The sequence below is a fragment of the Noviherbaspirillum cavernae genome, assembly GCF_003590875.1.
Lineage (GTDB): Bacteria > Pseudomonadota > Gammaproteobacteria > Burkholderiales > Burkholderiaceae_D > Noviherbaspirillum > Noviherbaspirillum cavernae.
This window is the reverse complement of the sequence record NZ_QYUN01000002.1, coordinates 1,889,651-1,912,030: the sequence shown is the minus strand read 5'-3', so window position 1 is coordinate 1,912,030 and position 22,380 is coordinate 1,889,651. Positions and strand designations below refer to the sequence as shown.

Here is a 22,380-nt window from a genome sequence, read left to right as displayed (position 1 = left end):
ACTTGCCTGTGTACAGTCGCAACGCGACTCAGGGACGCTGGTATGTGCCGATCAGCTCCGCCGTACCGATGACGTGGCCTTTCATGGTCCTTTCGAGTGCGCCCTTGTCGACCTTGCCGAGATCGGGGAGTGTCACATCGAGCGCATACAGCTTGTGAAAATAGCGATGCCGTCCAATGGGCGGGCAGGGGCCGCCGTAGCCGCTGCGCTTCCAGTCGTTGATGCCTTCGCGCGTACCCGGCGGCAGATCGGCGGCCTTGATGCCCTGGGCCAGGTCTGCGCTCTCGGGCGGAATGTTGTAGAGCACCCAATGCACCCATGTCCGTTGCGGTGCGGCAGGGTCGGGCGCATCGGGGTCGTCGACGATCAGCACCAGACTCTTCGTGCCTGGCGGGATGCCGGACCATGCAAGCGGCGGCGACACATCGCTCCCATCGCAGGTATGGATGGCAGGAATGCTGTTGCCGGCATCAAAAGCCGGCGAGGTCAAGGCAAGACTCATCGCTCCAACTCCCGTGACAAGGACAGCTGAGTTTCATCCTTCATGCGCAATGGCTCTCCCGTTGGACACTCCCATTACTGAACGGACGACCATCGTCGATCGCTATGAAAGTTGAACCGGCCATGGACTGTTGGTTCACGATGCGCCTGCACACGGTTTGATCGTGCGCAGTCTCCTCGGCGATGCGCGGAGTGCTTTCCACAGCACAAGCACCGTCGCGCGGACGAAACTTTTCGACATCAAGACGGGTCACCTTGGAGATCAAGCAGCAGCGGATGCATCGTGATCGAAACGGCAACTCTTTGGCCGCAGCGGACTCGTTTCCTGAATGCTCAGTAAAATGTCGCGAGAGCAATCAGCCTCAGGAAAGTCGATGTCTCAAAGTCAGGCCGCAACACCCATCTCCCAGTCAGTCCCTGTCCTTGCCATCCCGCTGCTGTCGCTTGCCGCGTTTGCAAGCGGGATGTCGCTGCGCGTAAGCGACCCGCTGCTTCCCAATCTCGCCGCAGGATTCGGCGTCACGCTCGGCGAAGCATCGCTTGTCATCACGGTGTTCTCGATCGCCTACGGCATCTCGCAACTCTTTTTCGGACCGCTCGGCGACCGCTACGGAAAGTATTTCGTCATCGCCTGCGCCTGTGTTGCCTGCGCGGTGAGCGCGGCGCTGTGCGCGCTGGCACCAACCTTTACGCTGCTGCTGCTTGCACGGCTGCTGGCCGGAGCGACCGCGGCCGCCATCATTCCGCTCGCCATGGCATGGATCGGCGACGTCATTCCATATCACGAGCGGCAACCCGTGCTGGCGCGCTTTCTGATCGGCCAGATTCTCGGGCTGTCGGCGGGCGTGCTGATCGGCGGACTTGCGGCCGATGCCAATCACTGGCGCATGCCGTTTTTCGGCATTGCACTCTTGTTCATCGTGATCAGTTTCGCACTGCTGTCCTTGAACCGGCGGCTGCCCGCGCATGCGCGCATCCTGCAGCAGTCGGAAGGATCGACGGCGCGCCGCATGATCACCGAATTTCATCAGGTCCTGCTGCGGCCATGGGCGCGCACCGTGCTCCTGACCGTCTTTCTGGAAGGCCTGTGCATCTTCGGCGCATTCGCCTTCATCGCATCGCATCTGCATCATGCGTACGGTTTGTCGCTGACCAAGGCCGGCTCGCTGATCATGCTGTTCGGATTCGGCGGCCTGCTGTTTGCCATCGCTTCCGCCACGCTGGTGCGCCGGCTGGGCGAGAGCGGCTTGTCGCTATGGGGCGGGATATTGATCGCGGTATCCTTTCTTGCGATCGGGGTCGCGCCGGTGTGGTGGTGGGCGATCCCGGCATGCTTTCTTGCAGGACTGGGCTTTTACATGCTGCATAACACCTTGCAGATCAATGCCACGCAGATGGCGCCGGAGCGGCGCGGGGCGGCGGTATCGGCGTTCGCATCGTCGTTTTTCATAGGACAATCGGTGGGAGTCGGCGTCGCCGGCGTGATCGTTGAACGCACGGGCACGCCCGCCGTGCTGATCGCCGGTGCCGTCGGACTGCTTGCCGTTGCAGTCAATTTCCACAGACGCTTGCGCGACAAGCCGAAAAACTGAGGCCACCAGAAAACAACTTGCCAGGAGACAGGAAATGAACGTCGAAGACCGGATGCCGCTATGGACACCGTCACCGCAGCGTATCGAGAGCAGCCGCATCCACGATTACATGAGCTGGCTGCAGCGGGAAAGGAAGCTGACGTTCCGCGATTACGATACGTTGTGGCAATGGTCGGTCGATCGGATTGACGAGTTCTGGGGATCGATCTGGGAATATTTCGATGTGCAGAGTTCGGCAGGATATGCGCGCGTGCTCGACAGCGAAAAAATGCCGGGCGCGAAATGGTTCGACGGTGCGCGCCTGAACCTCGCCGAACAACTGTTCCGATTTCATCTGTCCGAGGCGGACAGCGAGCGTCCCGCCATCGTGTCGAAATCCGAACTGCGCCCTCTGACGCAAATGTCGTGGCGCGAGATGCGCCGCCAGATCGCTTCGGTTGCGCATGCCTTGCGCGGCATGGGCGTCCAGCCGGGAGACCGCGTGGTGGCCTACCTGCCGAACCTGCCGGAAACCGTCGTCGCCTTCTATGCTTGCGCCAGCATCGGCGCGATCTGGTCCAGTTGCTCGCCCGACATGGGCACGCCGAGCGTGCTGGACCGCTTCGGTCAGATTGCGCCGAAGGTATTGATCGCGGTCGATGGCTACCGTTATGGCGGCAAGGATTTCGACCGTCGCGACGTGGTGGCGCAACTGGCGCAATCGCTGCCGACGCTTGAACACGTGGTGTTGCTGCCGTATCTCGATCCGCAGGCGGCAATGCCCGATACGCGCCACTGGCAGGAGCTGCTGGCGCATGACAGCCCCATGGTGTTTGAGCAGCTGCCGTTCGACCATCCGCTGTGGGTGGTGTATTCATCCGGCACGACCGGCATGCCCAAGCCCATCGTCCACGGCCAGGGCGGCGTGCTGCTCGAAAACCTGAAGGGGCATGGCTTGCACATGGACCTTGGGGAAGACGACCGCTTCCTGTGGTACTCCACCACCGGCTGGATCATGTGGAATTCACAGGTGTGCGGCCTGCTGCTCGGGTCGGCGATCTGCCTCTACGATGGCAATCCGGGCCACCCCGATCTCGGCACGCTCTGGAAATTTGCCGAGGAAGCGCGCGTCAGCTTCTTCGGCGCGGGATCCGCCTATTTCGCCAATTGCATGAAGGCAGGCATCGCGCCGCGCAGCATCGCCGATGTGAGCGCCATCCGGTCGGTCGGCGCCACGGGGTCGCCATTGCCCGCCGATGCATTTGACTGGATACAGGCGCAGCTCGGGACGGATGTGCTGGTCGCGCCCATCAGCGGCGGCACGGACATCGCTGCGTGCTTTGTCGGCTGCTGTCCGATTCTTCCCGTCCATGCAGGCGAAATGCAGTGCCGCTATCTCGGCATCGCTGTCTATGCGATGGATGAAGAGGGCAGGGCCCTGAACGACGAAGTGGGCGAACTGGTGGTGACCAAGCCGATGCCCTCGATGCCGCTGTATTTCTGGAACGATGCGGGCGGCAAGCGCTATCACGACAGCTATTTCGACACTTACCCCGGCTGGTGGCGGCATGGCGACTGGCTGCGCATCACGCCGCATGGCGGTGCGGTGATTTACGGGCGATCCGACACGACGATCAACCGCCACGGCATCCGCATGGGGACCAGCGAGATTTATCGCGTGGTGGAAAGCCTGCCCGAAGTCGTCGACAGCCTCGTCGTCGATCTCGAGTATCTCGGACGCGAATCGTACATGCCGCTGTTCGTGGTGCTGCGTCCGGGCATCGCGCTCGACGACGGCCTCGTGCGCCGCATATCGGACAGCATCCGCAGCGACTTGTCCGCGCGCCATGTGCCGAACGACATTTTCGCCGTCGCCGAAATCCCGCGCACCCTGACCGGCAAGAAGATGGAGCTGCCGGTCAAGAAGCTCTTGCTCGGCATGGCGGTGGAAGAGGTGGCCAATCGCGACGCGATGGCCAATCCCGGCAGCCTGGATTATTTCGTCGCGTTGGCAAAGCGCAGAAATGCCGCGCAGGCGGGCTGATGACAGAGTGTGCCGCCGCATGTGATGCGGCGGCGTTCCCGGTTCAATTAGTCTGCGTGGATTGGTGCGCAGGCAGCCACACCCGCATCATCGACAGCAGCCGCGCGGCATCGACCGGCTTGGTGATGTAGTCGGAGGCACCGGCCGCGATGCACTTGTCGCGGTCGCCCTTCATCGCCTTTGCGGTCAGCGTGATGATGGGCAGGGTCTTGAATTGCGGAATCCGGCGTATCGCGCGTGTGGTGTCGTAGCCGTCCATGCCGGGCATCATGATGTCCATCAGCACGATCTCGATCGATGGATCGGATTGCAGCATCTCGATCCCGTCGCGTCCGTTTTCCGCGTACAGCACTTTCATGTCCTGCCGCTCGAGCACCGAACTCAATGCAAAGATGTTGCGCAGGTCGTCATCAATCACGAGCACCTTGCGCCCGGCAAGCCCCATGTCGGCAGCATGCACCTCATCCAGCATGCGGCGCTGCGGTTCCGGCAGGTTCGCATGTGCGCGATGGAGGAAGAGGGCCGTTTCCGCCAGCAGCTTTTCCGGCGAATGCGCGTCCTTGATCACGATGCGCTTGGCGAGACGTTGCAGCTCGCGCGTCTTTTCGCGGCTCAGTTCCTCCGCTGTGTAGACGACGATGGGTAGATCGACCAGGCTGGCATCGTTTCCTATTGTTTCGAGCAGCTCGACGCCGTCCATGTCGGGCAGCGTCAGATCGAGCACCATGCAATCGAATCTCGCTGCGGAGAGCTGCTCGAGCGCTTCCTTGCCGGTGAGGGCGGTCTTGACCGACACATCCTCGTGTTCGATCAGCCTGACAATGCTGTTGCGCTGTGCCGGGTCGTCGTCCACCAGCAGCAGATGGCGCGTTTCGTTGGTGGCGAAATGCTCGATGCGGGCGAATTCCTCCTCCAGCCGCGTTGCGCTGACCGGCTTGCTGAGGTAGGAAATCGCACCGTGGCGCAGCGCCCGTTCTCGTTCATGCTGGTCCGACAGGACGTGCACCGGAATGTGGCGCGTCGCCGGATCGCGCTTGAGGCGGTCCAGCACCGCCAGCCCGTCTAGTTCCGGCTGATCGATGTCGAGCAGGATCGCCGCTGGCTGATAGTCGCGCGTCAGGGCCAGCGCCGAGTCGGCATGTGACGCGACGATGCCCTTGAAGTTCTTGTCGCGCGCATGGTCGAGCAGCGACTTGGCGATATGCTGGTCATCTTCGACGATCAGCACGGCGGGATCCCCCGGAGCCACCAGCGCGCGATCGTCAAACGGAACGTCCTGACCCGGTCCGGATGCCTCGACGGTGTTCACCGAGTGCGCTGCCTCCGCGTTGCCGTCCTGTGCGAACACGACCTTGGGCTTGACCCTGTGCCGCTGCCGCCCGACGTGACGCGGATAACCGTAGTCGGTGAAGCCGTCCTTTTGATATGGAAGGTACAGGGTGAACGTGCTGCCGACACCGATTTCGCTCATGACGCGGATTTCGCCGTTCAAGAGGCGCGCCAGTTCACGGCTGATGGACAGGCCGAGGCCGGTGCCGCCGTACTTGCGCGCCGTGCTGCCGTCGGCCTGCTGGAAGGCTTCGAAAATGAGCTGCAACTTGTCCGTCGGAATGCCGATACCGGTATCCGTGACCGTGAATGCAAGCACCGCGTCGGCGCGCGCGAGGCTGGGATTGTCCGTCGACCAGCCGTGGTCGGCCATGCCGATGCGCAGCGACACCTTGCCGTTGGCCGTGAACTTGAAGGCGTTCGACAACAGGTTGCGCAGAATCTGCTGCAGCCGGGTCGTGTCGATCTGCATGGATGGCGGCAGACGATTGTCCAGCTCGATCGCAAAGTCGATCGTCTTCGCCTTTGCCATGTGGCGGAAAGTGCGCTCGACGTAGGCGCGCAGCGTCTCGAAGCGATAGTCGCTGATCTCCAGCGTCACCGTGCCGGATTCGATCTTCGACAGGTCGAGGATGTCGTTGATCAGCGTCAGCAGGTCGCTGCCCGAGCCGTAGATGGTCTTGGCGAACTCGACTTGTGTGTCGGTCAGGTTCCTGTCCGGATTGTTGCTCAACTGCTGCGCGAGAATCAGCAGGCTGTTCAAGGGCGTGCGCAGTTCATGCGACATGTTGGCGAGGAACTCGGACTTGTACTTGGACGATAGCGTGAGCTGGGTTGCCTTTTCCTCGAGCGCGAACTTGGCCTGCTCCACTTCACGGTTCTTGCGTTCGACCTCGATGTTCTGTTCGGACAGCAGCCGCGCCTTTTCCGCCAGCTCCAGATTGGTTTGCTGCAGCTCCTGCGCCAGCGACTGCGATTGCGTCAGCAGGCTTTCGGTGCGGCTGTTCGCTTCGATGGTATTCAACACGACGCCGATCGAATCGGTCAGCTGGTCGAGGAAGGAGAGGTGGGTTTCGGTGAAACGGTCGAGCGAGGCGATTTCGATCACCGCCTTGACCTGCTGTTCGAACAGGATCGGCAGCACCACGATGTTGGTCGGTGGCGCGACGCCGAGTCCGGACGACACCATGATGTAGTCGCGCGGCACGTTGGTCAGCCAGATGCGCTGCTTCTCGATCGCGCATTGCCCGACCAGGCCTTCGCCAGGCATGAAGGAAGTCGGCAGGTCGTTCCGCGCGCGGTAGCCATAGCTCGACCCCATGCGCAGCCGCGCCTCGCTGTCCTGCGAATCCATCATGTAGAACACGCCGTGATGCGCGGATACCAGCGGCGCCAGCTCCGACAGAATGAGCGACGTCACGGCCCCCAGGTCGCGCTGGCCCTGCAGCAGACGCGTGATGCGCGCCAGGTTGGTTTTCAGCCAATCCTGCTGTGCGTTCTTCTGCGTGGTGTCCTTCAGGTTGCGGATCATCTCGTTGATGTTGTCCTTCAGGTAGGACACCTCGCCGCGCGCATCCACCTGGATCGAGCGCGACAAGTCGCCGCGCGCCACGGCCGTTGCCACTTCCGCGATCGCACGCACCTGCGTGGTGAGGTTGGCCGCCAGCTGGTTCACGTTCTCGGTCAAGTCCTTCCACGTGCCCGCCGCGCCCGGTACGCTTGCCTGGCCGCCCAGCTTGCCTTCCACGCCGACCTCGCGCGCCACCGTCGTCGCCTGGTCGGCGAACACGGCCAGCGTGTCGGTCATTTCATTGATGGTATTGGCGAGCGCCGCGATTTCGCCGCGTGCAGCGACCGTCAGTTTCTTCGTCAGGTCGCCGTTCGCCACCGCGGTCACCACACCGACGATACCGCGCACCTGCTCCGTCAGGTTGGCCGCCATGAAGTTCACGTTGTCGGTCAGGTCCTTCCACGTGCCGGCCGCGCCTTCGACCTGCGCCTGGCCGCCCAGCTTGCCTTCGGTGCCGACTTCGCGCGCCACGCGGGTGACTTCCGAGGCGAAGGAACTGAGTTGATCCACCATCACGTTGATGGTGTCCTTCAGTTCAAGAATTTCGCCCTTGACGTCCACCGTGATCTTCTTGGAGAGGTCGCCGCGCGCCACCGCCGTCGTCACCTCGGCGATGTTGCGCACCTGGTCCGTCAGGTTCCACGCCATGAAGTTCACGTTGTCGGTCAAATCCTTCCATGTCCCTGCGACGCCAGGCACGTTCGCCTGGCCGCCGAGGCGGCCCTCGGTGCCGACCTCGCGCGCCACCCGTGTCACTTCGGATGCGAAGGAGCGCAGCTGGTCCACCATTGTGTTGATCGTGCCCTTGAGCTGCAGAATCTCGCCGCGCATGTCCATCGTGATCTTCTTGGACAAGTCGCCGTTGGCGACCGCCGTGGTCACGTCGGCGATGCTTCGGACCTGCAAAGTCAGGTTGCCCGCCATCGAGTTCACGGAATCGGTCAGGTCCTTCCAGGTTCCCGCCACGCCAGGCACGTTGGCCTGGCCGCCCAGCTTGCCTTCGGTGCCGACCTCGCGCGCCACCCGCGTCACCTCCGATGCGAACGAACTCAGCTGCTCGACCATGGTGTTGGCATGGGTCGCCGCGCGCAGGAACTGCCCCTTCAGCAGGCGGCCATCGACATCGAGCGACATGGTCTGCGACAGGTCGCCCTTGGCAACCGCGCCGATCACGCGCGCCATCTCGGTGGTCGGATAGACGAGATCGTCGATCAAGGTGTTGACCGAGCGCACCATGGTGGACCAGCCGCCGGAAACATTCGGCACCACGGCGCGCTGGCTCAGGCGGCCTTCGCGGCCCACGACGCGGCTGACACTGGTAATGCCCTCGGCCATCTGGGCATTGGTTTCGATGATGTCGTTCAAGGTATCCGCGACCTTGCCGGCCATGCCGGTCCAGTCGGACGGCATGCGCGCCGAAAAGTCGCCTTTCTTTAGCGCGATCAGCGTCGCGAGCAAGACCTTGATATCGAGTTCTTCATTGGCGTCCGTTGTCACGTCCATGCTGTTATTCCCTGTGCGATTCAATGGAGGAAGCAAGGGCGGGCGGTAATGCCGCTGCTCCCGATCAAGCGTTTCTACGCGTGGCTTGTGCTGCTTGTGCTGTTTGTGCGGCCAAGCTGCTCCGCGACAAGCGCCGCAGGCAATGGCTTGCTGTAAAAGTAGCCCTGATGTTCGTCGCAGCCCAGTTGCCGCAGGATGTTGAGCTGCTCCTGGGTTTCCACGCCTTCCGCGACCACGCGCAGCGCGAGTGCGCGCGCCATGTTGACGATGGCAGCGACAATGGCGTTGTCGCCGAGGTCCTTGCCGAGATCGCGCACGAAGGACTGGTCGATCTTCAATACGTCGATCGGCAGCGTCTTCAGCACCGACAAGGACGAGTAGCCGGTGCCGAAATCGTCGATGGCGATGGTGATGCCGCTTTCGCTGATTTCGCGCAGCACGGAAGTCGCGCGCTCGATATCCTCGATCAGAAGCGATTCCGTGATTTCGAGCTGCAGGCTGGAAGGCGGCACGCCGTATTCGCGCAGCGCACGATCGATCACCTCTGGCAGATTGGCGTAGATCTGCGGAATGGCGATGTTGACCGCGATCGGAATGGACGGCAGCCCCGCGCCGGATTCCTGCCAGAGTTTCGCCTGCGCGCAGGCGGCGGAGATCACCCATTCGCCGATCGGCACCACCTTGCCGGTATCGAGCGCGGCGGGAATGAATTGCCCGCCGCTCAACAAGCCGAGGCGCGGATGGTGCCAGCGCAGCAGCGCCTCGACGCCCGCGACGCGGCCGGTCGCGGCATCGACCTTGGGCTGGTAATACAGCTCAAATTCGTCGTTTTCCAGCGCATGCTGCAGTTCCTGTTCCAGCTGCGAACGCTCGACCATGCGCGCATTGAGTTCTTCGTGAAAAAACTGGACGCTGCCGCGCCGCTCCTGCTTCGCGTGGTACATCGCAAGATCGGCGCTGCGCATCAGTTCGTTGACGGACGTGCCGTCCTGCGGGAACAGGCTGATGCCGATGCTCACCGACGTGTTGACGTTCTGCGATGCGACGCTGAACGGTTCCTCATAGGTCTTCACGATCTTTCTTGCGACCTCGGAGGCGGCGGCGTAGGAGGGCAGGTCTTCCATCAGCACGACGAACTCGTCACCGCCCAGCCGCGCCACCACGTCGGATTCGCGCACTGCGGCGCTGATGCGCCTTGCCACCTGGCACAGCAACTCGTCGCCGGCATCGTGGCCCAGTGTGTCGTTGATGGCCTTGAAGCGGTCCATGTCGAGAAAGAGCAGCGCCAGCAATTCGCCCCGGCGCGCGGCGCGCACCGTCGCATGTTCTAGATGCTCCGCCAGCGAGCGCCGGTTCATCAGGCCCGTCAGCGGATCGCGGATCGCCAGTTCATGCGCGCGCTCTTCGGCTTGGCGGCGCTCGATGATTTCCTCTTCGAGCGTGGCATTGATGCGTTTGAGATCTTCCATCTGCTGAATCTGCAGATCGCGGTTCCTCATCGCCAACGCTTCCTTCTGGCTTTGCAGCTGGATGTTCTTTTTCGCGAGTTCGATGAATACCGAAATTTTGCTGCGCAGCACCTGGGGGATGACGGGCGTGATCAAATAATCGACCGCGCCTTGCTCATAGCCCTTCAGCCGATTCAATTCATCCGCGTAATGCGCGGTAATGAAAATGATCGGAATGGATGCCAGCCGGAAATGCGAATGGATGATCTCGGCAGTTTCGAAGCCGTCCATGCCCGGCATGCTGATATCCAGCAGAATGACCGCGAACCGATGCCGCAGCACTTCGCGCAGCGCTTCCGCGCCGGAAGTGGCGGTGATCAGTTCATATTCACCAGACTCGGGGCCGCTCAACAGCAGCGTCTTGAGCGCGAGCAGACTCGCGGGATGGTCGTTGACGAGTAAAACCTTGGGCTTAAGCAATTTTCAGAATCCGTGTTTCCGCAGCGCAATGCATGCACCTTAATGATCACTCTTAGAAGTGCTGACCGGACCAGCGTTCCCCGTGTTAATGAATTAAGGTGCGATTAACGGCTGATTGATTGCCATGCATCAAGTGATTTAGAGGAAATCCTCAGGTTGCCGTTGCCATGGCGAAAAAGCTGTTGCTTGGGATCAAATTGCCATGTTGCGATATGGAAAATATTTGTGGGGATGGTTACATTTTGGTTACACTTCCCGTTGCATTGGATAAACATTTGTTTGTCCGAAGCGGAGGATCAGGCTGGGCAGCGTTGCCTGGCGGCTACAGAAGATCGGACGTACGCAAGTCCGGCAGGCAGATTTCCGCAATTTGATAACAAGAGAATGGGAGACACCATGAATCTGCGCAATGTGAAAATTGGCGCCCGCCTCGGCTTGGGGTTCGGCGTCCTTCTGACGTGGGTGGTGGTCGTGCTGGTTGCCGGCATCGTGATCAGCGACAATGCCCGCCGCAGCCACAACGATGCCACCGAGCATGCCAATGCCAAATCCGCGACGGCCAATATCATGCGCAGCGCGATCCTTGAAGGCGGCATCGCGATGCGCAATGTCGGCTTGCAGTACAGCACGCCCGAAATGCAGCGGGAGGAAGCGAAACTGCGGGCGCAGCGCAAGCGCTTCCAGGAGGCGCAGCAGAAACTGATCGCGCTGGGATTGAACGATACGGAAAAGAAAATCGTCGCGCAGATCGCCGATCTCGATAAAGGAACCGACGCGCCGTTCCTGGAAGCCATGGAAATGGTGAAGGCGTACAGCAACGAGGCGGCGGGCAAGCTGATTTCCTCCCGCATCGACCCGCTCAATCAACAGACGATCGTCGAGATCGACAAGCTGGTGGAGATACAGCAGGGCGTCATCCGCGAGCTCATTGCCAGTTCGGAAGACATGGGGAAGGCCATCACCCTCGTGTTGAGCATCACCGGCATCGTCACCGTGCTGATGGGCGGCATCGTGTCGTGGCTGACCACGCGCAGCATCACGCGTCCGCTGCAGGATGCGGTGGCCGTCGCCAAGCGGGTGGCCGCCGGCAAGCTCGGCGCACGCATCGACGTCGCGGGCAGGGATGAAACCAGCGAGCTGCTGCGGGCTCTCAAGGACATGGACCAAAGCCTGTCGAGCATCGTCAGCCAGGTGCGCACGGGTACCGATCAGATCGGCATCGCTTCCAACGAGATATCGGCCGGCAATGCCGACCTGTCGCAGCGCACCGAATCGCAGGCCAGCGCGCTGGAGGAAACCGCATCGTCGATGGAAGAACTGACCTCGACTGTCAAGCAGAACGCCAGCCACGCGCAGGAAGCAAACCGGCTGGTGCGCTCCGCATCCGATTCTGCCGTGAAGGGCGGGGAAGTGGTGGGACAGGTTGTCGCCACCATGGGCTCGATCAAGGAAAGCGCCCGCAAGATCGTCGACATCATCGGCGTCATCGACGGCATCGCCTTCCAGACCAATATCCTCGCGTTGAACGCGGCGGTCGAGGCAGCCCGCGCCGGTGAACAGGGCAGGGGCTTCGCCGTGGTCGCCGCCGAGGTCAGAACGCTCGCCCAGCGCTCGGCCCAGGCCGCGAAGGAAATCAAGGAATTGATCGGCGACTCGGTCAACAAGGTGGAAACCGGCAATACCCTGGTCGACAGCGCCGGCACGCAGATGGAGGAAATCGTCGCCGCCGTGCAGCGCGTGGCGGGCATCATGAACGATATTTCCGACGCAAGCGAGGAGCAAAGCGCCGGCATCGAAGAGATCAACCGCGCGATTGCGACGATGGATGAAATGACCCAGCACAATGCCGCACTGGTCGAGGAAGCCGCTGCCGCCTCGGCGGCAATGCAGGACCGCGCCGCAAGTCTGGGGCAGGCGGTCGCGGCGTTTGACCTGAGCGCCGCTGGTGGCATGCCGCAGATGGTGACCGAGACGAGGCCCCGTTTGCGGCAGGTACAAGGGATGATTGCGCAGACGTGAATCTCGCCGGATAGTGGCACGGACTGCCGTAAGGGCTGCAAGGGCTGCATGGAAATGCGGCCCTTTTTCATTTGCGGCCCTGGTTATTCCTGGCTTTTCAGCGCATGCGCGCCGGACTCAATTCCTCCAGCCGCACGCCAAAATCCATGATTCTTTGTGGCGCAGGTATCCCGCGCAGCAGCGCCGCATACAGTTCGCCGGCTGCGGCAGACGACTGAATGCCATAGCCGCCCTGGCCGGCAGCCCAGAAAAATCCCGGCAGCGCCGCATCGAATCCGCCCACGAAGCTGCCGTCCCCGACGAAGGAACGCAGCCCCGCCCACACGTGCTTCGGGCGGCGTATCGTCAAGGTTGTCATGGTTTCGATGCGGTCGATTGCCAATGCGATATCCAGTTCCTCCGCCTGCACATCGTGTGGCGCGACCGGATCGGCATTGGCAGGCGAGCCGAGCAGCAGACCGGCGTCGGGCTTCACGTAATACGATTCGTCCACACCGATGAACATCGGCCAGCGCGACACGTCGATGCCATCCGGCGGCGCGAACGTGAAGGCGGAGCGCCGCATCGGAACCAGTCCGATCGGTGCCGCGCCCGCCAGTGCGGCGATGACGTCGCACCATGCACCGGCGGCGTTGACGACGATGGGCGCTTCGTACAGCTTTTCGCCGGCGGTGACGCGCCAGATGCCGCCGCTGTATTCCATGGCGCTCACGCCGGCGTCCACGGCGATCGAGCCACCTCGGGCACGCAGCCCTTTCAGATAAGCCTGATGCAGCGCATGCACATCGATATCGGCGGCATCCGGCTCATGCACCGCGCCCAGTACGCACTCGCGGCGCAGTACCGGCACCAGTTCGCATGCGCCGTCCGCATCGAGCCGCCGCGCCATGCCGGAGACGGAGCGCACTATCGCGTCCTGTTCATCCAGCAAATCCTGCTGGCCGTGGTCGGCCACCATCATCGCGCCGCGCGGCGACAAGATCGGATGTTCGGTGAACCCCGGCGGCGGCTGTTCGAAAAATGCCCGGCTCGCGCACGTCAATGCGCGCACCTGCGGCGGTCCGTAACTCTCCATGAACAGCGCGGCGGAACGGCCGGTGCTGTGATAGCCGGGCTGGGATTCGCGTTCCAGCACCAATACCTTTGCATGCGGCGCAAGCCAGTAACCGATTGATGCGCCCGCAATCCCCGCGCCAATGATGAGGTAGTCCGCCTTCACGCTTGCATTGTTCTGCATCCTGTCCTCCGGTTCATTTCAATCAGCATATACGCAAATGCATGGACAGGACATGCACCGGACATGCATCAGACAGGCAACGCGGGCGAATCGAAAAATCGTTTCGTCAAGGAACCGATTCATGCCGGCAAGCTGCAATAGTTGCGTCGCGCCACAGCCTTTGATCTATCGCGAATCTCGCGCGGATTTCAGTGTTCAACACGCCCACATGCGCGGTTGCGCCAGCGAACGTTCTTCAAAAATCGCGGACTAACTCTGCAACAAGAACGCAACTTTTCAATGGAGGTGTCCGCAATGAATTCCATGTTATCCAAATCCTGGTGGGTTCCCGCCGTGCGTGGCGTGGTGGCGATACTGTTCGGCATTCTTGCGATCTCATGGCCCGGACTGACCTTGCTTGGCCTGATTGCGCTGTTTGCAGCGTATGCGCTTGTCAGCGGCGTGGTGTCGGTCGCCGGCGCGTTTCAGAATCGAAAGACCGATGACGAATGGTGGCTGTCTCTCTTGCTGGGCCTGACTGCCATTGGCGCGGGCGTGATCGCGCTCATTCATCCGGGACTGACGGCCTTGGTACTCGTATTGGTGATGGCGGCCAATGCAATGATTTCCGGCGTGCTCGACATTGCTGCTGCGATACGCTTGCGCAAGGCGATCAGGAATGAATGGATGCTGATACTGAGCGGTGCGGTTTCCATCGCATTCGGCGTGCTGGTATTCCTTTATCCCGGCGCGGGCGCGATGGCATTGATCTGGCTGATCAGCCTGTACGCCATCCTGACAGGCGCGCTGCTGCTCGGACTCGCCTTTCGAATGCGGGCAGGGACTCGTGCAGAGACCGGAGGCGTGATGGAACGTCGCATGACGCCTGACCGGCGCATGACGGCTGGCCGGCCTGCTCATACCTAGAATTATTCAGCATTTGGTTGGCTGTTCAGGCATTCACTTTGCGGAGGCGGGAAATGATATCGAAAGTCGAAAAAACTGCATGGGGTCCGTACTTCGACAAGATGTCGAAAGCGCTTGAAGGCGCGCGCGCGGAAATCGAGGTTGATTCGCTGCAGCTCGGCAGCCAGATCGAGGCCGAATGGGTGCCGCTGCTGGGAATCACGTACGACCCCAAGAGCGATATCGTTGAACTCGTGATGGAGGGGCTCGACCACATGATTCACCACCCCAGGGAGGTGTATGTCGATCATGATGCGGCCGGGATGACCAGCCTTGAAGTCATCGACGACGAGGATGTGCGGCAGATCGTCAGGCTGCACGACCCGCTGCTGCTGCCATCGTCGGATACGCGTCACTGAGCATCGCGCGGTGCAGTGCGAACCATAGTCGGCAAGGCCAGCCTTGCCGGCTGCATTCATCGGGCGGCAAGGGCGTTCATATCATCCGGAAAATCTCTGCATGAAATTCAAGGACTATTACAAGACGCTGGGTGTCGAACGGACTGCGACCGCAGCGGAAATAAAAAAGGCCTACCGCAAGCTCGCGCATGAATACCATCCGGACGTTTCGAAAGATCCCAGGGGAGAGGAAAAATTCAAGGACATCGCGGAAGCGTACGCCACGCTGAAGGATCCGCAAAAGCGCGAGGAGTACGACAAGCTGGGCACGCGCCGGCCGGGAGAGGAATTCCATCCGCCGCCGGAATGGGAGCAGCAGTTCAGCCAGGGCAGGGGTGAATCCTATTTCGACGACGTCGATCTCGCGGACATCCTGTCGGCCTTTACCAGCTCGCGTCAGCGTGGCGCGCGCGGTCATCAGAGGGCGGAACCATTCGCGATGCCGGGACAAGACTACGAAGTCGCGGCGCAGGTGCCGCTGGAAACGGTGTACACGGGCGGCGAGATCGATGTCCGCCTGGAGCTGCCCGAATACGATGCGCAAGGCCTGATACATCGCGTTCCCCGCACCTTCCGCGTCACGGTGCCGAAGGGCGCGACGGAAGGACAGCGGCTGCGCCTGACGGGCAAGGGCGGCCAGGGATTGAACGGCGGCAAGCCGGGCGATCTCTATATCGCGTTGTCTATCACCCCACATCCCTTATACCGCATCAGCGGGCGCGACCTCTACATCGATCTGCCGCTGGCGCCGTGGGAGGCGGTGCTCGGCGCAACGGTGACAATACCGACGCTGGGCGGGCAGGTCGAACTCGCCATCAAGCCGGGTACGAAAACGGGACAGAAAATGCGTCTTGGCAAACGCGGCCTGCCATCGTCCGACGGAAGCGCCGGCGACCAGTATGCGGTGGTGCGGGTCGACGTGCCGCATACCGTCAGTGCAAGGGAACGCGAATTGTATGAACAGCTTGCCGCTGCGTCGGATTTTCATCCGCGCAAGCATTTGACCGGAGGAACGGGTAAATGATGATGCAGGTTGCCAGTGCGGTCTGGCTGAACGAGACGGAGCTCTGTTCGATCGAGTATCTCGCCGAAGTATCGGGCCTGTCGGTGACGGATATACGGGATCTGGTCGATATCGGCGCGATCCTGCCGGCGCAGGGGCCGACGGACGATATGGACGAGTCGCAGTCGTTCCACCTGCGGTACGTCGTGACGGCGAAGAAGGCGCGACGATTGCGAGACGATTTCGAACTCGACCGCCATGGCGTCGCGGTGGCGCTCATGCTGCTGCGGCGGATTCAAGACCTCGAAGCGGAATTGCAGAGTTCGATCGCTGGCGGGACGACAAAACGCTGACCGGCGTGCGCTGACCCGCGCGAACCGCTCAGGCTGCCTTGCGCGTGGCGTTCTGGCGGTGATCCGACACCGAGTAGCGGCACGCTTCCACCAATCCGCGCGCCGCACTGTCGTATGTGTATCCGCCGACCAGCGCCAGGCTGCGCCGTGAAAAATCATTCCACACATGCTCCTGCGTCAGGAGGATGACCGCACGGTCTGCCCAGACATTCACATCGAGGTCGCAGATGAAGCCGTTTTCGCAATCCCGCACGAGTTCGCCTGTCACACCCGCGTGCGGCGAGCTGATGACGGGCAGGCCCGACGCGCACGCCTCGTTCACGACCACGCCCCAGGGGTCCCACTGTGTCGGAAACAGGAATATCCGTGCCGCCCCGTAAAGAGATGGCAGCTCCCGCTGTGCGGCAAAGCCCTTGAACTCCACCGACACCAGACTGGAAAGTTCGGCCGCGGCCTGCTTCACGCGATCTTCCTCGCTGCCCGACCCGACGAACAGCATGCTCGTCTTGCGGCCCAGTCTTTTTGCGACCTCCGCCGCCACCTGCAGCGCGAACAGCGGGTTCTTGACCGACTCGATGCGTCCGCAAAAGAGGAAATCAAAGGGTTTCTCCTTTTTCTGCAAGCGCGGAGAGAATGCATCGTTGTCGATGCACAGGCAGGACTTGAAGCAATGGTCCTCCGGTATGCCGTAGCTGCGGTAGAGGCGCTGGCCGCCTTCGCTGGCGGAGACGAAGGCTCCCGACCTTGCATAGACAAAGCGGCGCACGCTCCGGTGCACCTTGCTCAAGGACAGTTCGGACGCATCGGTGCCGTCCGTCATCGGTACATGGCCCCATCCCCGCATCTGCGCATAGCCGAACGCATACAGGTGAGTCGGATTGAAGCCGGCCGTCACGACGACGTCCGGCGCGAATTTTTTCAGGCTGGAAATGACGTCAAGGTTGTAGTGGATGTAGCGCCCACGCACCGAGATGAAATGCTCGCGCAGGAAGGTGTGGTTGAAGCCGAGGCTGGGCAAATCCCACAGCCGGTTCGGCTCCCGCTCCGCGCAAAAGATCGCATGCAGAATGACATCAGGCATTCGACTCAAACGTTGAAAGACCGGCACCCGATACGGGGTGACCTTGTTCGCGACAATTGCAACTCTAAGCATTGGTCAGGTTCCTTGATCCGATCGTGCATGTGCGGTGATGGGACGGTCCGCATGCACGGTCTGTCTGAAAAATGTGCAGAAGAATTCTTGCTTGCTGATACGGCAATTGAATCTTCTGATTGGATATCAGGATCGGGCAAAGTTCATGCCGCGTCTGCACAAGCGAACGCCTTATTGTCCGGTGTCAAATCGGCTTGCAGTCATGCCCTGATGCAAGTACGGCAAGCCATATGCGATGCACCAAGATGAATCAATGCGACAAGATCAGCGAAACACCATGACCGGAATGGTCGAATGCGCCAGTACCTTTTGCGTTTGGCTGCCGAGAAACAACTTGCTCAATCCTTTGCGCCCGTGCGAACCCATGAAAATCACGCCGCAATGAAAGCGATTCGCCGCATCGATGATTTCGTCGCTGGTATTGAAGGATGCAACCACGACGCTCTCGCACGGCACGTGAACATCGCCCGCGGCGGTCGTCACCTTGTGCACATGTTCCTGTGCGATGCGGCGCGACTCCGCTTCATACTCTGTCCAATCGCCGAGGAATGCACCTTCGGCTGCAGGCATGATGGGATAAGGCTCTGCGACCGCAAGTACAACGATTCTTCCGCCGATTGCCTTTGCAACGCCGATCGCGGCATCGGCCGCTTTGTCCGACCATGGCGAGCCGTCCGTCGGCACAAGAATGGTTTCGAACATGGGCACCTCGCTGCAGCATCACACGATTCTGTCTTGTTTCATCCTGGCGCTTCATCCGTCAGTCACCTTGAGCCTGCTCAATGAGGGCGGAGGAGAGACGCATATTCCCGCGCATGAACAATGCTGTGCATCACGCGGCTGACCGGTATCAATGCCGGCACGGCTGCCGCGGGTAGGATTTCAGGCAGGCGTCAAACGGTGAGCGATCAACATGGCATTCGAGCAGGACTGGCGTACCGAGTTGTACAAGGGCATGGAAGTGCATGTCACCGCCTTGCCGCGCGACGATGCGAATTCGGTATGGGATTATTCAGTGCGCATCAGCCAGCCCGGCGACGATGCCGGCAGCGAGAGCGAACTGTCGGCGCAATCCGGCGACGATGCGGACTATCCGAGCGAGGAAGAGGCCGTCCAGGCGGGATTCGTCAAGGGTTATGCGATGGTCGACCGCCTGCTGGCCTGAAGTCCGTATTGTGATCGCGACTATGGCGCGGCATCGGATGGCGCTGCCGCATTTCCAGTGAACTCGTCCGCTCCCGCCTCTTCCGCTTCTTCCGCCTCTTCATATCGCAGCGCGCACTCGCTGGCAGTCGATTCGCGAATGATCTGCGCCAGTCGCTGCACGCCGGGCCCGGCACTGTCTGGGTCGGCCAGGATCAGGTAAAGCTCGACGAACATTTCTCCGCCTTCGCGCATCGGCAGCGGTTTCAGCACGCCGGACCGAAGTTCGTTCCGGATTTTTTCCTCGGAAAACCATGAAAAGCCATAGCCGCTGCGCACTGCCTCGATCGACGTGGCGGCATCGGTGACGGTCCAGCGCTGCGTGGCATCGACCAGCGTCTTCCGGGTCTGTCGCGTGCCTGATTCGCGTACCACGATGTGGCGGTGCGCCCGCAGGTCCTGGATGGTCAGCTTGCGCCCCAGCTGATGCAAGGGGTGATCAGGACTGGCGATGGGAAGAAAGCGCAGCCGCATCAAGGGCGAGCCGAGGAAGCCGGGCGGCACCTGTCCGGCGATTGCGAAATCCACCTGCCCGCTCAACAAGGCCTCGCTCGTGCCGCCGAGGACCGATTCGATCAACTCGATGCGCGTGTGCGGACTTTCCTTGCCAAAGCGATTCATGCAATCGAGCAACAACCATGTCGGGAAAATGATCTCGGCAGCGAGACGGATTTCCGCTTCCCATCCGGCCGACAAGCGTCTGGCCGCGCGTTCCAGGGCGGACGACTCATCCAGCAGCGCTTTTGCGCGGCGATACAGGAACTGCCCGGTCGGTGTCAGCACCGCCTTGCGGCCCTGTATTTCAAATACCTTCAAGCCGAGCAGCGATTCGATCTTCTGCACCGCGTAGGTCACGGAGGATTGGCTTTTGTGCAGCACCGTTGCGGCTTGCGCATAGCCGCCCGTATCCACCACCGTAATCAGCGTGCGCCATTGCTCCAGCGTGATGTATTGCAGCTGCACGTCCGTCATTTATCTATCCAATGAATATATATACGCTAATTATTCTACTTTTTTATCTATTCAATGAATAGTTAAATACAGGTGTTCACCAAACAAAAGGAGAAACACCATGACAACACTGCTTCAGATCAACGCCAGCATCTTTTCCGGCCAAGGCCAGTCCAGCCGTCTCGCCGATCAGTTCGTCGAAGGATGGCGCGCCGCCAACCCGGACGCCAAGCTGGTCGTCCGCGACCTCGGCCAGAATCCCGTGCCGCACCTGACCGCGCAACGTTTTGGCGCGTTCATTGCCAAACCGGAGGAACGCAATGCGGAACAGCAGGTCGTGGTCGATTTTTCGGATGCATTGATCGAGGAAGTGCGCAAGGCTGATGTCATCGTGCTGGGCTTGCCAATGTATAACTTTGGCATTCCGTCGACGCTGAAGGCGTATTTCGACCACCTGGCACGCGCCGGCATCACTTTCCGCTACACGGAAAAGGGCCCGCAAGGCTTGCTGACCGGGAAAAAGGTCTATGTGTTTGCGGCGCGCGGCGGCTTGTATGCCGGCACCCCGCTGGATACGCAGACCTCGTATGTCCGCGACTTCCTGCGCTTCATCGGCATGGATGATGTGGAATTCGTGTATGCCGAAGGATTGAGCATGGGCGAGGCGAGCAAGGAAAAGGCCTTGGGCCAGGCCAAGGCAGAGATCGTGCAGCTGGTGGAGCCCTTGCGCGCGGCGGCGTGAAAGAGATTGTCCGAAGAACTCACTTCAGAAAACAGAAAGGTGTTTGTCAACATGAGCTCACGGTCTTTGCAACGCACTATCGAAGCGGTTCCGGCGTCTGACGGCGCCGGCGTCAAGCTGCGGCGCAGTCTGGGGCGCGGCCAGAGCACGCGGCTCGATCCCTTCCTGATGCTCGACGAGTTTTCCTCGGACAATCCGGACGATTACATCGCTGGTTTTCCGGCGCATCCGCACCGCGGGTTCGAGACGGTGACCTACATCCTCGACGGCCACATGCTGCACGAGGATCATCTCGGCAATCGCGGCGATTTGAAGAGCGGCGGCGTGCAATGGATGACAGCCGGGCGCGGCATCATCCATTCCGAAATGCCGCAACAGGAGCGGGGCCGCCTGCGCGGGTTCCAGCTCTGGATCAACCTGCCGGCGCGGGAAAAAATGAAAGCAGCGGGTTATCGCGACATCCAGCCGGATGAAATCCCGGCGGTGGCCTTGCCGGGCGGTGGGCAGGCCAAGGTGATTGCCGGAACCCTGCATACGGATGGCAAGTCCGTAGCGGGGGCGATTCAGGGCTTGACGACGGATCCGCTGTATCTGGATGTCACGCTGCCGGCAGGCACCCGATTTGCGCAGACGGTCAATAGTGGCTATCAGGCCTTGGTGTATGTATTTGAGGGCAGCGCCAGGATCGGCGGCGATGCGCCACGACTGCTGAAGACGCACAGCGTCGGCGTGCTGTCGGAAGGCGATCTGATCGAGGTGGCGGCGGAAGCGGACGGGGCGCGTTTTCTCGTCCTGGCCGGCAAGCCGCTGCGCGAACCGGTCGCGCAGTACGGGCCGTTCGTGATGAACACCCACGAAGAAATCGAACAGGCGATAATCGACTATCAGAATGGCAAGTTCGCACAGGCGACTGCCTGATCGATACTGAAGCATGGTCCGAACATGAGACTGGCGTTCCTCGCGGACGCCGGTTTTTTCGGCTTGAATGAACCACCGCATTCGCGCACATACCAATCTCAGGATGCCTTGACGATGACTGATTCCCTTTCTCCCCGTTTCTCTCTTCTCAAGCCGCACGTCAAGGACCTCGGCGGATTCACGGTGTCGCGCGTGCTGCCCGGGTATCCGCACAAGATGGTCGGCCCATTCATCTTCTTCGACCACATGGGGCCGGCCAGCTTCGCCCCGGGCCAGGGACTCGATGTACGGCCGCATCCGCACATCGGCCTCGCGACCGTCACTTACCTGTTCGAAGGCACGATCCTGCACCGCGACACGCTGGGTTCGGTGCAACCGATCAACCCCGGCGACGTGAACTGGATGACCGCAGGGCAGGGCATCGCACATTCCGAACGCACGCCGGATGATCTGCGCACGACGGGGAGCAAGCTGCACGGCATACAAATATGGGTTGCGCTGCCGCAGGAACACGAACAGACGTTGCCCGCATTCGAGCATCATCCTGTTGCCAATCTTCCAACGATTGTGTCGCCGGGCGTCACCTTGCGCGTCATTGCCGGCACCGCGTTCGGCAAGACCGCGCCGACGACGACATTTTCCGATCTGTTCTACGTGGCGGCGGAAATGGACGCCGGAGCCGGCTTCGTGCTGCCTGCGCAACACCAGGAGCGCGCGATCTACGCGGTCGATAGCGAGATTCTCGTCGATGGCGAGCCACTCGCTGCGCAGCACATGGCCGTACTCCCGCGGGGGCAAGCGATTACAATAATGGCCAGGACCACATCCCGCGTCATGCTTCTCGGCGGCAGTCCGCTCGACGGCGACCGCTTCATCTAGTGGAACTTCGTCGCCAGCAAGCGCGACGCCATCGACGAAGCCAAGGGAAGATGGCGCGAGCAGCGCTTCGGTAACGTTCCCGACGAAACCGAGTGGATTCCGTTGCCGCCCGAACATTGATCGCCGCAACCGT

The 22,380-nt window shown here is 61.3% G+C and carries 17 protein-coding genes and 1 pseudogene; 11 read left to right on the top strand and 7 right to left on the bottom strand.

All coding sequences use genetic code 11. The features are described 5' to 3' along the window. Positions 1 to 28: 28 nt before the first annotated feature. Positions 29 to 502: a YbhB/YbcL family Raf kinase inhibitor-like protein gene (locus tag D3870_RS08870; protein ID WP_119738373.1), complete on the bottom strand. Its 474-nt coding sequence runs from the start codon at positions 500 to 502 to the stop codon at positions 29 to 31. A 373-nt stretch (positions 503 to 875) separates the two neighbouring features. Here D3870_RS08870 and D3870_RS08865 point away from each other — a divergent pair, with 373 nt between their 5' ends. Continuing rightward, entirely contained in the window at positions 876 to 2,093 is a 1,218-nt protein-coding gene (locus D3870_RS08865) for an MFS transporter (protein WP_119738371.1), read from the top strand. 34 nt (positions 2,094 to 2,127) lie between these two features. Next, positions 2,128 to 4,116, top strand: coding sequence for an acetoacetate--CoA ligase (locus tag D3870_RS08860; RefSeq protein WP_119738369.1), 1,989 nt, complete (start codon positions 2,128 to 2,130; stop codon positions 4,114 to 4,116). A gap of 43 nt (positions 4,117 to 4,159) precedes the next feature. Here the strand turns inward: D3870_RS08860 and D3870_RS08855 are convergent, their stop codons facing one another. Both D3870_RS08855 and D3870_RS08850 read right to left on the bottom strand, forming a co-directional pair. After that, complete coding sequence (locus D3870_RS08855) at positions 4,160 to 8,518, bottom strand: response regulator (protein ID WP_119738367.1); 4,359 nt, start codon at positions 8,516 to 8,518, stop codon at positions 4,160 to 4,162. A gap of 74 nt (positions 8,519 to 8,592) precedes the next feature. Further along, positions 8,593 to 10,446 carry an EAL domain-containing response regulator gene (locus tag D3870_RS08850; RefSeq protein ID WP_119738365.1) on the bottom strand — a complete coding sequence of 618 codons (1,854 nt, stop codon included), beginning with the start codon at positions 10,444 to 10,446 and terminating at the stop codon, positions 8,593 to 8,595. Positions 10,447 to 10,842: 396 nt separating this feature from the next. Here D3870_RS08850 and D3870_RS23050 point away from each other — a divergent pair, with 396 nt between their 5' ends. Further along, positions 10,843 to 12,465, top strand: coding sequence for a methyl-accepting chemotaxis protein (locus tag D3870_RS23050; RefSeq protein ID WP_158590415.1), 1,623 nt, complete (start codon positions 10,843 to 10,845; stop codon positions 12,463 to 12,465). 97 nt (positions 12,466 to 12,562) lie between these two features. Here the strand turns inward: D3870_RS23050 and D3870_RS08840 are convergent, their stop codons facing one another. Then, positions 12,563 to 13,702, bottom strand: a complete 1,140-nt coding sequence (locus D3870_RS08840; RefSeq protein WP_119738361.1) for an NAD(P)/FAD-dependent oxidoreductase — start codon at positions 13,700 to 13,702, stop codon at positions 12,563 to 12,565. Positions 13,703 to 14,005: 303 nt separating this feature from the next. Between D3870_RS08840 and D3870_RS08835 the strand changes: the two genes are divergently transcribed. The 4 genes from D3870_RS08835 (at position 14,006) to D3870_RS08820 (ending at position 16,401) form a co-directional block, all read left to right on the top strand. Next, positions 14,006 to 14,608, top strand: a complete 603-nt coding sequence (locus D3870_RS08835; RefSeq protein WP_242489913.1) for an HdeD family acid-resistance protein — start codon at positions 14,006 to 14,008, stop codon at positions 14,606 to 14,608. A gap of 53 nt (positions 14,609 to 14,661) precedes the next feature. Next, positions 14,662 to 15,006, top strand: coding sequence for a DUF5335 domain-containing protein (locus D3870_RS08830; protein WP_119738359.1), 345 nt, complete (start codon positions 14,662 to 14,664; stop codon positions 15,004 to 15,006). A 100-nt stretch (positions 15,007 to 15,106) separates the two neighbouring features. Then, the gene (locus D3870_RS08825; protein WP_119738357.1) at positions 15,107 to 16,069 is read left to right on the top strand and encodes a DnaJ C-terminal domain-containing protein; all 963 of its coding nucleotides are present in this window, start codon (positions 15,107 to 15,109) and stop codon (positions 16,067 to 16,069) included. Beyond that, on the top strand, positions 16,066 to 16,401 hold the full coding sequence (locus D3870_RS08820; protein ID WP_119738356.1) for a chaperone modulator CbpM: 336 nt from the start codon (positions 16,066 to 16,068) through the stop codon (positions 16,399 to 16,401). The genes D3870_RS08825 and D3870_RS08820 overlap by 4 nt, the downstream gene beginning before the upstream one ends. Positions 16,402 to 16,429: 28 nt before the next feature. Here the strand turns inward: D3870_RS08820 and D3870_RS08815 are convergent, their stop codons facing one another. Further along, complete coding sequence (locus D3870_RS08815) at positions 16,430 to 17,482, bottom strand: glycosyltransferase (protein ID WP_119738354.1); 1,053 nt, start codon at positions 17,480 to 17,482, stop codon at positions 16,430 to 16,432. A 336-nt stretch (positions 17,483 to 17,818) separates the two neighbouring features. Continuing rightward, positions 17,819 to 18,256 carry a universal stress protein gene (locus D3870_RS08810; protein WP_119738352.1) on the bottom strand — a complete coding sequence of 146 codons (438 nt, stop codon included), beginning with the start codon at positions 18,254 to 18,256 and terminating at the stop codon, positions 17,819 to 17,821. Positions 18,257 to 18,467: 211 nt separating this feature from the next. On the opposite strand from D3870_RS08810, the gene D3870_RS08805 reads away from it, so the two are divergent. Next, on the top strand, positions 18,468 to 18,719 hold the full coding sequence (locus D3870_RS08805; RefSeq protein WP_119738350.1) for a hypothetical protein: 252 nt from the start codon (positions 18,468 to 18,470) through the stop codon (positions 18,717 to 18,719). Positions 18,720 to 18,739: 20 nt separating this feature from the next. Here D3870_RS08805 and D3870_RS08800 read toward each other — a convergent pair whose 3' ends face one another. Continuing rightward, positions 18,740 to 19,729 (bottom strand): LysR family transcriptional regulator, encoded by a 990-nt coding sequence (locus tag D3870_RS08800; protein ID WP_119738348.1) that lies wholly within the window; start codon positions 19,727 to 19,729, stop codon positions 18,740 to 18,742. Positions 19,730 to 19,829: 100 nt separating this feature from the next. Here D3870_RS08800 and D3870_RS08795 point away from each other — a divergent pair, with 100 nt between their 5' ends. From D3870_RS08795 to D3870_RS08785, 3 genes and pseudogenes are all read left to right on the top strand, one after another. Then, the gene (locus tag D3870_RS08795; protein ID WP_119738346.1) at positions 19,830 to 20,450 is read left to right on the top strand and encodes an FMN-dependent NADH-azoreductase; all 621 of its coding nucleotides are present in this window, start codon (positions 19,830 to 19,832) and stop codon (positions 20,448 to 20,450) included. 51 nt (positions 20,451 to 20,501) lie between these two features. Further along, on the top strand, positions 20,502 to 21,368 hold the full coding sequence (locus D3870_RS08790) for a pirin family protein (protein ID WP_119741882.1): 867 nt from the start codon (positions 20,502 to 20,504) through the stop codon (positions 21,366 to 21,368). 114 nt (positions 21,369 to 21,482) lie between these two features. Beyond that, positions 21,483 to 22,367, top strand: a pseudogene (locus D3870_RS08785) (pirin family protein). Positions 22,368 to 22,380 lie beyond the last annotated feature (13 nt).